The sequence below is a fragment of the Absicoccus sp. genome, assembly GCF_034090965.1.
Lineage (GTDB): Bacteria > Bacillota_I > Bacilli_A > Erysipelotrichales > Erysipelotrichaceae > Absicoccus > Absicoccus intestinalis.
On record NZ_JAXDRQ010000015.1, the window covers coordinates 1 to 13,117 of the forward strand.

Annotated in this window: 15 protein-coding genes; 4 read left to right on the top strand and 11 right to left on the bottom strand. The window is 40.1% G+C overall.

The features are described 5' to 3' along the window. Nucleotides 1–160: 160 nt before the first annotated feature. The gene (locus tag SOS22_RS02370) at nt 161–649 is read right to left on the bottom strand and encodes a GNAT family N-acetyltransferase (protein WP_320324829.1); all 489 of its coding nucleotides are present in this window, start codon (nt 647–649) and stop codon (nt 161–163) included. 59 nt (nt 650–708) lie between these two features. Between SOS22_RS02370 and SOS22_RS02375 the strand changes: the two genes are divergently transcribed. Both SOS22_RS02375 and SOS22_RS02380 read left to right on the top strand, forming a co-directional pair. Continuing rightward, nucleotides 709–1,665: a sugar-binding transcriptional regulator gene (locus tag SOS22_RS02375; RefSeq protein WP_320324830.1), complete on the top strand. Its 957-nt coding sequence runs from the start codon at nt 709–711 to the stop codon at nt 1,663–1,665. A 12-nt stretch (nt 1,666–1,677) separates the two neighbouring features. Continuing rightward, entirely contained in the window at nt 1,678–2,157 is a 480-nt protein-coding gene (locus SOS22_RS02380; protein WP_320324831.1) for a phosphatase PAP2 family protein, read from the top strand. A gap of 36 nt (nt 2,158–2,193) precedes the next feature. On the opposite strand, the gene SOS22_RS02385 is transcribed toward SOS22_RS02380, so the two are convergent. From SOS22_RS02385 to SOS22_RS02425, 9 genes are all read right to left on the bottom strand, one after another. Continuing rightward, on the bottom strand, nt 2,194–4,122 hold the full coding sequence (locus SOS22_RS02385) for a DUF2207 domain-containing protein (protein ID WP_320596219.1): 1,929 nt from the start codon (nt 4,120–4,122) through the stop codon (nt 2,194–2,196). Continuing rightward, nucleotides 4,085–4,627, bottom strand: a complete 543-nt coding sequence (locus tag SOS22_RS02390; protein WP_320324833.1) for a LemA family protein — start codon at nt 4,625–4,627, stop codon at nt 4,085–4,087. The genes SOS22_RS02385 and SOS22_RS02390 overlap by 38 nt, the downstream gene beginning before the upstream one ends. A gap of 459 nt (nt 4,628–5,086) precedes the next feature. Continuing rightward, nucleotides 5,087–5,374, bottom strand: a complete 288-nt coding sequence (locus SOS22_RS02395; RefSeq protein WP_320596220.1) for a hypothetical protein — start codon at nt 5,372–5,374, stop codon at nt 5,087–5,089. Nucleotides 5,375–5,426: 52 nt separating this feature from the next. Continuing rightward, nucleotides 5,427–6,296 (bottom strand): YihY/virulence factor BrkB family protein, encoded by an 870-nt coding sequence (locus tag SOS22_RS02400; protein ID WP_320596221.1) that lies wholly within the window; start codon nt 6,294–6,296, stop codon nt 5,427–5,429. Between the two features lies 1 nt (nt 6,297). Then, nucleotides 6,298–7,053 (bottom strand): DeoR/GlpR family DNA-binding transcription regulator, encoded by a 756-nt coding sequence (locus SOS22_RS02405; protein ID WP_320324836.1) that lies wholly within the window; start codon nt 7,051–7,053, stop codon nt 6,298–6,300. A 41-nt stretch (nt 7,054–7,094) separates the two neighbouring features. Beyond that, a complete protein-coding gene (locus SOS22_RS02410) occupies nt 7,095–7,805 on the bottom strand; it encodes a tRNA threonylcarbamoyladenosine dehydratase (protein ID WP_320324837.1) in 711 nt (236 codons plus the stop codon). 43 nt (nt 7,806–7,848) lie between these two features. Continuing rightward, on the bottom strand, nt 7,849–8,232 hold the full coding sequence (locus tag SOS22_RS02415) for an Hsp20 family protein (protein WP_320596222.1): 384 nt from the start codon (nt 8,230–8,232) through the stop codon (nt 7,849–7,851). Between the two features lie 122 nt (nt 8,233–8,354). Beyond that, a complete protein-coding gene (locus SOS22_RS02420) occupies nt 8,355–8,777 on the bottom strand; it encodes an Hsp20/alpha crystallin family protein (RefSeq protein WP_320596223.1) in 423 nt (140 codons plus the stop codon). 140 nt (nt 8,778–8,917) lie between these two features. Next, nucleotides 8,918–9,922 carry a hypothetical protein gene (locus SOS22_RS02425; protein ID WP_320596224.1) on the bottom strand — a complete coding sequence of 335 codons (1,005 nt, stop codon included), beginning with the start codon at nt 9,920–9,922 and terminating at the stop codon, nt 8,918–8,920. Nucleotides 9,923–10,010: 88 nt separating this feature from the next. Here SOS22_RS02425 and SOS22_RS02430 point away from each other — a divergent pair, with 88 nt between their 5' ends. Next, on the top strand, nt 10,011–10,796 hold the full coding sequence (locus tag SOS22_RS02430; protein WP_320324841.1) for a MurR/RpiR family transcriptional regulator: 786 nt from the start codon (nt 10,011–10,013) through the stop codon (nt 10,794–10,796). Here SOS22_RS02430 and SOS22_RS02435 read toward each other — a convergent pair. Then, entirely contained in the window at nt 10,741–11,934 is a 1,194-nt protein-coding gene (locus SOS22_RS02435) for an L-serine ammonia-lyase, iron-sulfur-dependent, subunit alpha (protein ID WP_320324842.1), read from the bottom strand. The genes SOS22_RS02430 and SOS22_RS02435 overlap by 56 nt on opposite strands. Before the next feature lie 55 nt (nt 11,935–11,989). Here SOS22_RS02435 and SOS22_RS02440 point away from each other — a divergent pair, with 55 nt between their 5' ends. Beyond that, entirely contained in the window at nt 11,990–13,111 is a 1,122-nt protein-coding gene (locus SOS22_RS02440) for an ATP-binding protein (protein ID WP_320596225.1), read from the top strand. Nucleotides 13,112–13,117 lie beyond the last annotated feature (6 nt).

Consider the following 13,117-nt stretch of genomic DNA (forward strand, 5'->3'; position numbering starts at 1 on the left):
TTCTCTCATTTATGTTAAGATGGTTGTAGTTCATGGGATTCTCCTTGATAAATGTTTGTTTTCTCACTCACATTTTATCATTGAACCCATGGACTTTTTTAATTCTTATAGGCTGTTGCACTTATTATGATAATTTATCAAAAGAAAAAAGATGGATCTTTTACCCATCTTTGTGTTTGATATAGATTCGAATGGAAGCTTCTTGACAACATTGAAAATGATTCTTTTCCAGTACCCGACAACTGGCGACATTGGCCCGATAGACTCGACCCATAATTTTTGTGATATCCAATTGTTCAAAGGCAATCTTACAGATTTGTTTACATGCCTTGGTCATGATGCCATGATTTTGAAAGTTTTCCATCAAGCAATATTGAATTTCACCTATGGTTGGATCCTCTTCCTTTTTGGTGACACAAATATGACCGACCTGCTGTCCATCAACGATCACGATACGATAGATACCATTTTCGCCTTCTTTTTTTTGTACCGACTGCAACCACCAATGCGCAATGATTTCCGGGTACGGATAAGGGATGGTCTCTCCCATATAAGTATGATCGACATGATCCAATATGTTGGTGATGATATGGCTATCTGTTAGATGCCAATATCCTAATTCTAAAACCATAGGTACTGCTTCTTTCAAATGTATTGTATCATTGAAAGCGTTTTTTTACTGCACATTTTATGTTATTTTATTAGTGTATGAAACCAGAAGAAGAACAACAATTGATACAAATTGCGCAAATGTATTATATGGAAAACAAAACGCAATCCCAAATCGCAAAAGAACTTCATATTCATCGAAGTACGATTTCTCGTTTACTCAAATTATCTCGTCAAGAGGGGATTGTGGATATCACGATCCATGGTCTCCATGATCAGAATTTTCCTTTAGAGAAGCGTTTAAAAGAACGATACCAATTGAAATATGTCGGTGTCGTCACTTGTGCAGAAGGATTGACTCGTGATCAAAGATCCATTGTTTTAGCGAATAAAGCCAATGCCTTTTTTCAAACGATTTTAGATGATCATATGGTCTTAGGATTTGCGTGGGGAGCCACCCTTCGTGAAGTAGCCAATCATTTGACCAATCCAGCCCATCATACACCGTTAATGTGTGTGCCTTTAATGGGTGGAAGTTCCGGTCGCATTCGCAGTGATTATCATGTCAATGCCGTAGCTTATGAAGCCAGTCGAAATCTGGATTGTGGTGCCATCTTGATCGATGCGCCCGCCTATGTAGAGTCTGCCGATCTAAAAGATCGGTTTATGCATAGCGATTTTATGCAGTCGATCACCGAATATTGGCATAAAGTAGATATTGCCTTCTTAGGCATTGGATCGCCCAAAGTGACCATGAATAAATGGCGGTATTTCTATGGCAATGATTTCTTTAAAGAAGTGGAACATGGCAAAGTGGCTGGAGATATTGCTGGTCATTATTTTGATATCTATGGCACCTATCTATCCGATACATTGGATACGCATTTGATCAGCATTGATAAGAAAGGTCTGGCGCGTATTCCTTATCGCATTGGCATTGCCGAATCTTTAGAAAAAGTCGATGCCATTCGTGGTGTTTTACGTGGTCGATACATCAATTGTTTGATCACCACGCAAGAAACCGCAAAAGCTCTTCTCAATTCGGTGGACTTATAATACACTTTACATATGTCTTGGTATGAAAAAAAATATATCTATTTAAAAAACCATCCAACCCTTTCTTCCTGCATTCTTTTTTTGTCTACGTGGCTCACTCGTTTGGTGTATGTCAGTTATGGCCTCTTATGCATCTATGCATGCACCCATCAATTATGGAAATGCATAGGGGTACCTGCCATTGGTTTTGGCTTGGAAACTGGACTTCGCGCTACTTTGAATCAACCCCGACCCTATGAAATCATGGATTTTCCAACCCTTCAACCCAAAGCGACCAAGGGCAAAAGTTTTCCAAGTCGTCATTGTTTCAGTGTGGCCATCATTAGTATGGCCATGGCTTCTGTCAACATTTGGCTTGGTGCATGGTTTATGCTCTTTACCTTGTTGCTGATGATATGTCGGGTATGTATTGGTGTGCATTGGATCAAAGATGTCGTCGTTGGTGCATTATTGGGTTGGCTTTGTGGGTGGATTGGTTTTTTCCTTCTCTAGAGATAAGAAAAGCGATGTCAACGCATCGCTTTTTGTTTACCAGGCACCGCCGCCACCGCCACCGGCACCGCCACCAGAAAAGCCACCAAAACTGCCCGAACTCGAACCAGCTTGTGCAGCTGCTTGGGCGGCATTATAACTTTTCACCGAGTCATTGACTGGGGTCTGAATACCATGATCCATCATGGAATAGAAATACATCGTATTCCATAGTGTCGGATCACTGCCTACATACCAGTCTGGCTGTGGAATCTCGATGCTCGTAAATTTCTTAGCCCATGTTTGCGCCAAACCAAAAACCATCGCATATGGAATCACATCATAGAAATAATTCGGATTTTCTGCCGATAACTTTTCCAATTGATCCACTTCTGCTTTTTGGATAAAATCTTTTAATCCCATCAATGGTCCGGCTTTTTCTTTCCAATACGTGCTCATCTTCTGCATTCGATAAGAAAAGAAAAGACTTAGATAGCTCAATATTGATAAACCATACAAAAGCCATCCCGGTAGGATCTGATCCGTTTTTGTTCCTTGTTGATACAAAAAGAACAACCATGCACCCAAAGCAATCAAGCTCAATAAGAGTTTCCATGGACGATGATGCTGTTTATCAAACGATTCTTTGATATTTTTGTTTAAACAAATGGCACAAATCACAAACAGGATCACAAAGAATACAGCCATGTACCAATGATAGAAATAGCCTATATACGAAGAGGTCAAAAGCGCGATTGCAAATAGGATCAAACCAACAAGACTGAGATATTCAAAAGAATCGGTTTCTTCGAGTTTACGCTCATCCAAGAAGGATTGATGCAGCGCTTCTTTGGCAGCAATAAACTTTTCTCCAAACTTCTTATTCATATGCGTGAAATCACAGGACTTGTTTTTCTTAAACATCGCTTTAAACAACATCGTTTGATACGACGCAGAAGATGGAGGTAATGCATCCACTTTGGCATGAACAATGATGTGTGGTTTTTTCTTGGCGGTGGATTTGTCTTCAATTTCTACATAGCCTTTCTTTGCCCAATAAGGGACCAAAGCCATCATATCCACATCATCGGCCTGGCCATCCACGATATAGCCAACTGCCGATGGATCTAGATCATCGGGTGGATCGAAGGTAATGATAGGGGTCACCGGATCATCATGATCTTGGAGTTCTTTGATCAAAACCAAGACCAATAGAATGGCAGCTACAATGGCACATAGCCAAGACAGCCAAGTGGATCGTTGATACGCATCCACAAAATAATTCGAGCGCAATCGAGTCAGGATCGTTATGGCGGATCCCGAAGATAAATGATCCACTGTACCTGTAATTCCCTTTTTCGTCACTTGGTAGTCCACTTGGGCAGCATTGCTTGTTTGTCCGCTTGGGCCACTAAACAAATGGAATCCATTCACTTCGTTTTGGGTCAATGGCTTTTCAAATTGGATATCAAAGGAGACATGATTGATATCACAAGCCCAATCGGGACCAATCAGTGAATAGTACATAAAATCATAATCCGGACGATAATCCTTTGGCAGGACCAGTGTGTATTGGATCGTATAGGTCTTTGATCCACTCACATACGTATCGGCATCTCCAATTTTGATTTGATAGGTTCCATCTTCACTGGATGTTTCATATGCAGCACCAGACACCGAAACGTTCTTTACCTGTATGGCATACGTATCAACTTGTCCCGTCTTGGCTTCGTCATCTTTATAGCCTACATAATATTTTTCCGGAATATATTGATAGATGCCATGTTTGGGTTCCAAAAAATTAACTTGAACCGTTTCGGTTTGCGTAATGGTGTTGTTTTTATGATACGTAGCATTGATCTTAAAATTTTCGATATAGTAATCTGCCGTGCTGGCTTTGACAGGTGTAAAACTAGCTCCCAGACAAAGAAGCAGGGCAAAGAGCCATTTAAAACTCGACCTTAACATTTTGGCGTTCGTTTTCATTATCGACCTCAAACATTTGGCGCTTTTCAAAATGGAACAGGCTCGCAATGATATTTGTCGGTATGGTCATGATTGCATCGTTGTATTCACGTACAACGGCATTGTAGTATTTACGGGCATTGGCAATGTCTTCTTCCACTTTTTTCAATTGGCCTTGTAGATCCATAAAGTTTTGATTAGCTTTTAAATCTGGATACGACTCAGCTACCGCAAATAAATTACGGATAGCTCCGCCAATGGCTCTTTCACTATCAAGAATTTCATGGGTGCCATGTGCACTGCCACGTTGCGCAATGACTTTTTCTAACGTGTCGGCTTCATGTTTGGCATATCCTTTCACCGTAGCTACTAAATTAGGAATTAAATCAAAACGTTTTTTTAGATACACATCCATCGTGGCATAGCTTTCATCCACTTTATTGCGCATGCGAATCAATTTATTGTAGGCAGAAATCGCAATCAAGACGATCAGCACAACAATAATCAAAATAATAATCCATGTCATAATACATAAATCCTTTCTTTTTTCCATTTTAACATATCAAAGTAAAACTTAATATATTTTGTATAAACACTAGAATTTTTGCCCCACTCTAAAGTTAAGTTAAGGTAGCCTGATTATGATAAGGTCATTCAAAGGAGGTAATAGTCAAGCGATGGTTTTATTTACTAGGAAAATCCCTTTCTCTCTCTCTACAAAAATTCATATTGCTTAACTAGTAAATAAAACGATAGGAAGGAAAAAGATTCCTTCCTTTTTTAAATTGTATTTAGGGGTAAATGTCAAATTGTCTCTTTCCTTTTCTTTCTCTTAATCTTTCGTTTTTTAATTTCATTTAATGTACATTTTTTATGATAAGACCACTCAAGCAAGTTCTTGAGCAGGTATGTGAGTTGCCTTTTCTCTCCCTCTTAAACATCCAATGACTCGTATGCGAAATGGAAGGCCAACAACCTTCTTTTTTTATATTTTTTCAATCGTATTATTATCTTGAAGATAGACGATATCCCCAATTTTGACATCAAGGGTGCGATTGACTTCCTTGGTTTGTTTCGCTTTATTTTGAATGATGATATGATCATTGACTTCGATCACTTCCCATCCATCCGATGCCAGTTGATGATTGATCTTCTTATCTTTCTGATTGCCAATACAAATGCCTATGGCCAATTGGTCGGTCCAACAACCAAAGGCAACCCCTAAACAAATTCCAATCGCGGCATACGCATCGGTATACTTTGTCGTTTTCATAATTTGTTTATATCATATGGAATTCAAATGAAATTAAAAGATTTGTAACATTTTATCGATGATGAAATATCTTATGGATCCGCAACAGCCAAACGCGAAATACATAGCGAAAATACCAATTGATATAGCCGCCAATCAATAGAATATAGATACACCAATAGAGCCAAAACAAGAAGATCACCAGCACCGATAAAGAGCCATAAATAATACTATAGGTGCTGATCTTGGTAAAAAAAGTAAACAGTTTGGTAAAAATGACCCAAGCCAATAACGTACAAATGGCACCTGGAACTTGTTCAATCAGTGGTTGTTTTTCCATCGAGGCTAATTTATAGATCAAGCTTAAAATAAGGATACCACTTACAAAGATGATGATATAACGAAATTGATAAATGGTTTGAAATAAGATGGCAGGTCCGATCCAATGTTGACGAATCAAATGCATGATGTCATCACCAAATCCTAAAAGGATGATCATAAAAGCTAATAAAACGATCAACAACAAGGTGTATACGCAAGCCAATGCGCGCAAATAGAGATAACTGCGCTTGGTCTTCACATCGTACACAGCTTGTAGTCCACGCATGAGTTCCATCATGGCGCGTGAACAAGTAAACAACAAGATCAACAAAGAGACGGGAAAAATGGCACCGGACATATTGTAGGCTTCGGAGATCAAGGAAGCAATAAAACTCGTTGCATAGGTGGGAACAATGGATGTAAAAAAGGCCGTAAAATCCGTTTGATTGATACCCATGGTCGGAATAAATAACGAAAACAATACAAAAAGTGGGATACTGGAAAGTACGAGAAAAAAAGCAATGCTTCCGGCATACCCGGTGATGTTGCGTTTTTGCATTTCATCGGAAAATGAGCTGATAAATTGTATCAATGGTTTCAGCCGCATCAAAAATCGTTCCATATTATACTAAAATGTAATGTTCGGGTAAATCATCAATTTGTAAGCCTTTATCACAGATGACATGATCAATTTTGTTGGTCATGGAAAAACTACAAAATCCCTTAACGGATGCTTTCGAGGAATCCGTCAATAAAAAAGTCTTTGAACTTTGGGCCATAGCTACTTCTTTGATGGCCAATGTCTCCGATTCAGCGGTATACAACAAATCATTTTCCACATCAAAACCAGCCGATCCAATAAAGGCATAATCGAAATTAAACGTACACAGCATTCTTTGTGCCCATGGACCAACGATCATTTTATATTCTGGAATTTCGGTACCACCCAAACTGATTAATTCGGCTTTGCCACCTTCAAATGCATGTTCAATCAATACATTATTGGTCACGATCTTTATTTGAAGATGTTCAATACATTGCAACAAAGGGAGGATACTGGTACCGCCATCTAAAAAAATACAGTCACCATCATGAAGATAGGTTGCTGCTTTTTGACAAACGCGCAATTTTTGATTGTAGTGCACACTCAATCGATCCAACATCCTGGTTTCGTTGGTTGGTGATAAGATCGATGTGGTCCCTAATTCTTTGGCCCCACCATGCACACGTTTTAACATTTTCTTTTTATCCAATGTTTCCAAATCGCGACGAATGGTAACTTCTGTGACATGTAACTGTTGGGCTAATTCCTTTACTGTCACTGTTTTTTTCATGTGAACTTGTTCTAAGATCATATCATATCGTCGTTGTGCTAACATTTGTCTACCCTCTGTTTCTATGGTCTCATTATACACCACAATTAACGATAATTAACTAAATCTTTCACAATTTCACTGGCCATGATCAAACCCATGACACCTGGGGTAAATGCCATACTGCCCGGCACATGTTTTTTGGCTACATTTTCTTCACATGGCAATTTTGGTTGCATTGGCTTTTCTTTGGAGTAAACCACCTTTACATGCTGGATATGTCGTTTCTTTAATTCTCTTCGCATCACTTTCGCTAACGGACAATAGCTGGTTTGATAGATATCGGCCACTTCCATTTTAGCTGGATCGATCTTATTGCCCGCTCCCATGGCACTAATGATGGGAACTTGATGTGCTTTTGCTTGCAAGATGATCTCAATTTTTGCCGTGACGGTATCCACGCAATCCACTACATAGTCGTATTGTGAAAAATCAAAGGAATCACTCGTTTCGGGTAGGTAGAAACAAGCCTGTTTGGTGACTTCGATTTCCGGATTGATCGCATGGATTCGTTGTTCCATCACATCCACTTTCAATTGCCCAATCGTATCTTCCAAAGCAATGATTTGGCGATTGATATTGGTGATGCTTACCGTATCGTTATCAATGATATCCAAACGGCCAATGCCGGAGCGTGCCAGAGCTTCTACAACATAGCCACCTACTCCACCAATCCCAAATACCGCAACATGGGCTTGTTTTAGGGTTTCCATAGCCTCTTTTCCAAGTAACATTTCGGTTCTTGCATATCGATTCATGGTAGTATCATAACACAAAAAACCGGTCAATTTCTCAACCGGTTCAATCAATCTGAATTTCTCTTGGTTTTTCTTGATCTTCTGTACGTTTATCTGGAAAAATGATCGTCAACATGCCATTTTCAAAATGAGCTTTGAAGTCGTCTTCATCATAGCCTTCTCCCACATAATATCGGCGGGAACAATGGTTGGAACGTTCCTGATGGATCATCGTTCCATGGGTATCCGTTTTCTGTTCTTGTTTCTTTTTATTGGCTTTGATGTACAAATAATCATTGACCAATTCCACTTTGATTTCGTCTTTTTCAAATCCGGGAATTTCCACTTTCATGATAAAATTTCCATCTTTTTCAACAATATCCGTTTTCATGTTATTGGATTCGTGGAAAATATCCCAATCATTCCAATTATGATGTTCTCGTTTCATCTGTTTATCTCCTTACCTATAGAAAAGGCGGTCGATTCCTCGACCGTCGATTTTGATCATATGGCTAGATTCCGATCTTTCGGGTCGGCGACCGTTAGGAAAGCGTTCCTTCTATAAATTGTCTAGTGGATCTCAATTTGTTTGGTTTCACTACGCTGTGCAGCGCTTATGCAAGGGAATGTGATCGTTAATTCTCCATTCTTGTAGCTTGCTTTGAAATCGTCCTGTTTGTAGCCATCGCCTACATAGAATCGACGTGCACAATGATTGCCACAACGCTCCTGACGAATGATGGTTCCTTTATCGTCTTTCTCATTGGTTTTGCTGGTCTTATCTGCCTGTACGCAAAGATAACCATTGACCCATTCGATTTGGATGTCCTTCTTATCAAAGCCAGGTACTTCCATCTTCATTTCGTAATGGTCGTCTTTCTTGATCACATCGGTTTTCATCGATGTCCGATCATTGAAGAAGTTAGCATCCCAATCATCAAATACATGTGGAAATTCTGGAAAATCCTTCCAATTTCTGAGTTCACGTTTCATGATATCGCCTCCCAAGTTTTCAATTCAGAAACATGAATTGATCTCGGATAGGAACGAGATATCTTTGATCGTTTTGGTATCCTATTTCTATCTTCAATTCTGTTATAGCACTAGTTTTTAGCACTGTCAACACTTAAGTGCTAAAATGTTGTTTCAAATTCCTTCCATGGCATGGTAGCCGGTTTGCCTTCATTGATCACACCATCCATATGGATCAATAAAGGAAATTCCGCTTCTTTATGCAACGTTTTGATGGCGCGTGCCACACGACTCGCAATCACTACAGACTCTAATGTTTCTCCTTGTAGTTTTTCCATGGCTTGCTCCAAGCTATAACCTTCTCCTAAAAGAATTCCAATCTTGCGGGAACGACCCCCAAACACCGTCACATATAAATCACCAATCCCAACCATGGAACTTTCCAATTGGCCACCAGCTACTACGATCAACCGTTCCATTTCGCGAACGGCTTGACCAAAAGCAGCAGCTTGCGCATTGTAGTTGCCTGTGTCTTTTCCGCCTTGTAAACCAATCGTCAAAGCAACGCCCAAGGCATAGCCATTCTTTAAGGCCACTGCGGTTTCTACCCCCGCTACATCCGTTGATAACGAAATATGATAGTAGGATGTTTCAAATAACGAACGCAACCACACCAGATCTTTTTTATTCTTGCCACAATACGTGACACAAGATGGTTCATGATCTGCGAGTTCTCGCGTAACGCAAGGTCCGCCAATCGCATTAATGGATAGTCCGGGCGCTTTTTGTTGCCAATACGCTGGAAATGTTAAAAGTGCGCCATTGGGTTGGTCCAACAACCCTTTTGTGACCGATAAGATCCGTGCTTTTGGGGGAATTTTCGGTAATACCTTTTCGGTAAACCAATCCACGCCAAAACTGGATACCCCACATACCACGACATCGGCCCCTTCTAAAGCCACGTCTACGTCTTCTACTTGATAATAAGTAATGCCTGTGTGTAGTACGCGTTTTAAACGCATATGATAATTGTCTTTTTGGAGTTGATCGATGATGGCTCGATCCAATGGTGTACCTACCATGCGAATGGTATGGCCATTCTCAAATGCGGGAAATGTCAAGCCACTGGCCATCACACCCGCACCGATATATGTAATTGTCGTCATGTTTCACACCTCTTTCTGAATATATTATAATGAAGGCAGAAACAAAAACGTGCCCAGCATGTCAACATACGATGAAAGGATTCCCAATATGATCATCCCTATGAGTCCGGCTTTACTGGAAGAATTATCCTCATCTGAAAAGCGTGTCATTGATTTTATCAATGTCCATGAAACCAAAATTCCCACTTTATCGATCAATGAAATTGCGGAGCAAACCTATACTTCTTCTTCCACGGTTTCTCGCGCGATCCAAAAGGCCGGCTTTTCCGGCATTGCCCAACTGAAATTCAAGATCAGTGAGCCCCAACAGAGAAACACACCCCTTGCTCATGAGATCTTAGCCAAGTGTTATCGAGAAAGTGTAGAAACCATCCAACATCTTTCGGTATCTGATATTCGAAAAGTTGTTCAAGCCATTCAAAAAAGCCCACGTATCTTTGTGTTTGCGAAAGGTCTTTCGACCTATTGTGGCATGGAGTTTTGTCATTATTTAGAAATCTTAGGCTACCATGCCATCTTGGTGGATGATTCTGTGCTCTTGCTCAACATCAAACAACGCATTCAACCAACCGATCTGGCCATTTTTTTAACGTTGCAGAATACCTCTTCCGAAATAGCCATTGCGGCTAGTCAATGTCAAAAAGTCGGTACACCCATTGTTGTTTGTTGCGGCAAAAAAGATACGGTCCTTTATGATCTGGCCGATTGGTATTTTCTCGTGCATACCGAAAAAGTCATCGATGATAGCTATTATCCTTTTTTTAGTCGCCTTCCTTTATCGATCTTTACACGTATCTTGATTGAATTCTTATATCATGCTACGACTTCACAACCACAGCCAAACCGCCCAAAGCACTCTCTTTCAGTTCGATAGGTAATTTCTTACCCGTAAGATTCATGGTCTTGACGACCATATCAAAACTCACTCGATTCTTTTTGACATTGCGCAAATATTTAGCTAGGCGAGCCGCATCTAAACTTCGTTGGGCTGCCACGGCATTGCGTTCAATACATGGAATCATCACATACCCACCAACGGGATCACAAGTCAATCCGAGATGGTGTTCCAAACCAATTTCTGCTGCACATTCGATTTGTTCGTTGGTCTGCATTTCTAAACTGGCCACAAAGGCGGCGCCCATGGCACAAGCAGCACCAACTTCGGCTTGGCAACCCCCTTCCGCACCCGATATGGTCGCATTTTCTTGGATCAAACAACCAATCAATCCCGCTACTTTTAGAGCTTGGAGGATATGTCTTTTTTTATATCCTTGGTCTTTATAACTATGATAAACCAAGGCAGGTAATACCCCGGCACTGCCCATGGTTGGAGCCGTAACGACCAAATGACCACTCGCATTTTGTTCGCTAGCAGCATAGGCATAACTTGAAAGCAATAAGAAATTACGATCTTCTTGGGTATCACAACTGGATGCCGATTGATACAAGGCATGCGCGATCCGGTCCAATTGTAAAGCACCTGGCAATTTTCCTGTTGTTTTTAGGCCTTTTGTGACACAATGGATCATCGCTTTAAAGATCTTTTCCATATAGGGATTGATCTTCTCTTCAAATTCATCCACATATTCATCCAATCGAATGTGATGTTGGCTACAATAGCTTTGAATTTCATCCATGGAATGATGGATATATGGCGCTTCCATGGTGTGATTGGCTTGCCCATCAATAGTGATCATGCCACCCCCAATGGATTCAAATGTATGTTTTCCTAAACTATGAACGGCATCAAAGGCTTCAATGGTCATCGTATTGGGATGTGGATATTCTGTTTTATAGTCAAATCGAATCGTACAATGCTTCAATGTTTTGCGAATGATTTGATCCGTCAAATGGCCTTTGCCCGTAAAAGCCAGCGAGCCAAATAAAACCGTTTCAAATTGGGTCGCTTCTGGATAGGTTTCCAACATATATTGACATGCACGCATCGGACCAAATGTATGCGAACTACTCGGTCCAGGTCCAATCTTAAATAATTCTTTTACACTTTCCATAAACAAGTTCCTCTTTTTGTATATATATTATACACATATATGGTAAAATACGACTATGGAAATCACAATGCAAGAATTGAAACAAATGAAGAATTATCTTTTGATCGATATACGCGACCAAGAACAAGCGCAAAAGAATCCGCTTGAAGGAAGCATCGCATTATCATCCGAAGAAATCGAACACAAAGAATTTGAAAAAAAGACACCCCTTGTCGTCGTGTGCGAACAGGGACAATTAAGTATACCGGTAGTGGCTGCTTTGCGCGCAAAAGGATACGAAGCTTATTCGCTACAAGGTGGCTATGTATCGTTTGTGATGGAACAACTCAAACAAAAACGAAGTGATGATTTTTGTCGTCAAGTGGAACGCAGCATCATCAAAACATATCGCAAAAAGATCTGGTCGAAGTTCACCAAAGCAATCAAAACGTATGAACTGGTCCAAGAAGGCGATTCCATTGCCGTTTGTATTTCCGGTGGAAAAGACTCCATGTTGATGGCCAAATGTTTTCAAGAGTTACATAAGCATGGCCCAATCCATTTTGATGTGAAATATATCGTGATGGATCCAGGGTATTCGCCTGCCAATCGCCATGTCATTGAAGAAAATGCGAAAAAGTTACAAATTCCCATTCAGATCTTTACTTCGGATATTTTTGAAAATGTCTTCCATATTGAAAAGAATCCTTGTTACATTTGTGCACGTATGCGTCGAGGACATTTGTATAACTATGCCAAACAGTTGGGATGCAACAAAATTGCCTTGGGCCATCATTATGATGATGTGATTGAAACCATTTTGATGTCGATGCTTTATGGTGGACAGATCCAAACGATGATGCCAAAGCTACATTCCAATCATTTTGAAGGCATGGAAGTCATTCGTCCGTTGTATCTGATCCATGAAGAGGATATCAAGGCATGGGCAAAGCACAATGATCTCTATTTTATTCAATGTGCTTGTAAATTTACCGATACTTGTAGCAATGAAGCTTGTCTGACTCGTCCAAAATCAAAGCGAATGGAAGTCAAACAATTGATTCGCCAAATGAAGCAAACCAATCCATTTGTGGAACAAAATATCTTTAAGAGCGTAGAGAATGTTAGTTTGAAAACCATCATCGCGTATAAAGAGGATGATAAAAAACATCATTTCTTGGATGATTATGATCAATAAAAAAAA

Coding starts and splice junctions, on each gene's coding strand:
- SOS22_RS02435 (WP_320324842.1), bottom strand. CDS start 11,934: ATGGAAAGTGTAAAAGAATTATTTAAGATTGGACCTGGACCGAGTAGT.
- SOS22_RS02415 (WP_320596222.1), bottom strand. CDS start 8,232: ATGAAACGAGAACATCATAATTGGAATGATTGGGATATTTTCCACGAA.
- SOS22_RS02375 (WP_320324830.1), top strand. CDS start 709: ATGAAACCAGAAGAAGAACAACAATTGATACAAATTGCGCAAATGTAT.
- SOS22_RS02385 (WP_320596219.1), bottom strand. CDS start 4,122: ATGAAAACGAACGCCAAAATGTTAAGGTCGAGTTTTAAATGGCTCTTT.
- SOS22_RS02425 (WP_320596224.1), bottom strand. CDS start 9,922: ATGACGACAATTACATATATCGGTGCGGGTGTGATGGCCAGTGGCTTG.
- SOS22_RS02395 (WP_320596220.1), bottom strand. CDS start 5,374: ATGAAAACGACAAAGTATACCGATGCGTATGCCGCGATTGGAATTTGT.
- SOS22_RS02390 (WP_320324833.1), bottom strand. CDS start 4,627: ATGACATGGATTATTATTTTGATTATTGTTGTGCTGATCGTCTTGATT.
- SOS22_RS02400 (WP_320596221.1), bottom strand. CDS start 6,296: ATGGAACGATTTTTGATGCGGCTGAAACCATTGATACAATTTATCAGC.
- SOS22_RS02430 (WP_320324841.1), top strand. CDS start 10,011: ATGATCATCCCTATGAGTCCGGCTTTACTGGAAGAATTATCCTCATCT.
- SOS22_RS02440 (WP_320596225.1), top strand. CDS start 11,990: ATGGAAATCACAATGCAAGAATTGAAACAAATGAAGAATTATCTTTTG.
- SOS22_RS02420 (WP_320596223.1), bottom strand. CDS start 8,777: ATGAAACGTGAACTCAGAAATTGGAAGGATTTTCCAGAATTTCCACAT.
- SOS22_RS02380 (WP_320324831.1), top strand. CDS start 1,678: ATGTCTTGGTATGAAAAAAAATATATCTATTTAAAAAACCATCCAACC.
- SOS22_RS02405 (WP_320324836.1), bottom strand. CDS start 7,053: ATGTTAGCACAACGACGATATGATATGATCTTAGAACAAGTTCACATG.
- SOS22_RS02410 (WP_320324837.1), bottom strand. CDS start 7,805: ATGAATCGATATGCAAGAACCGAAATGTTACTTGGAAAAGAGGCTATG.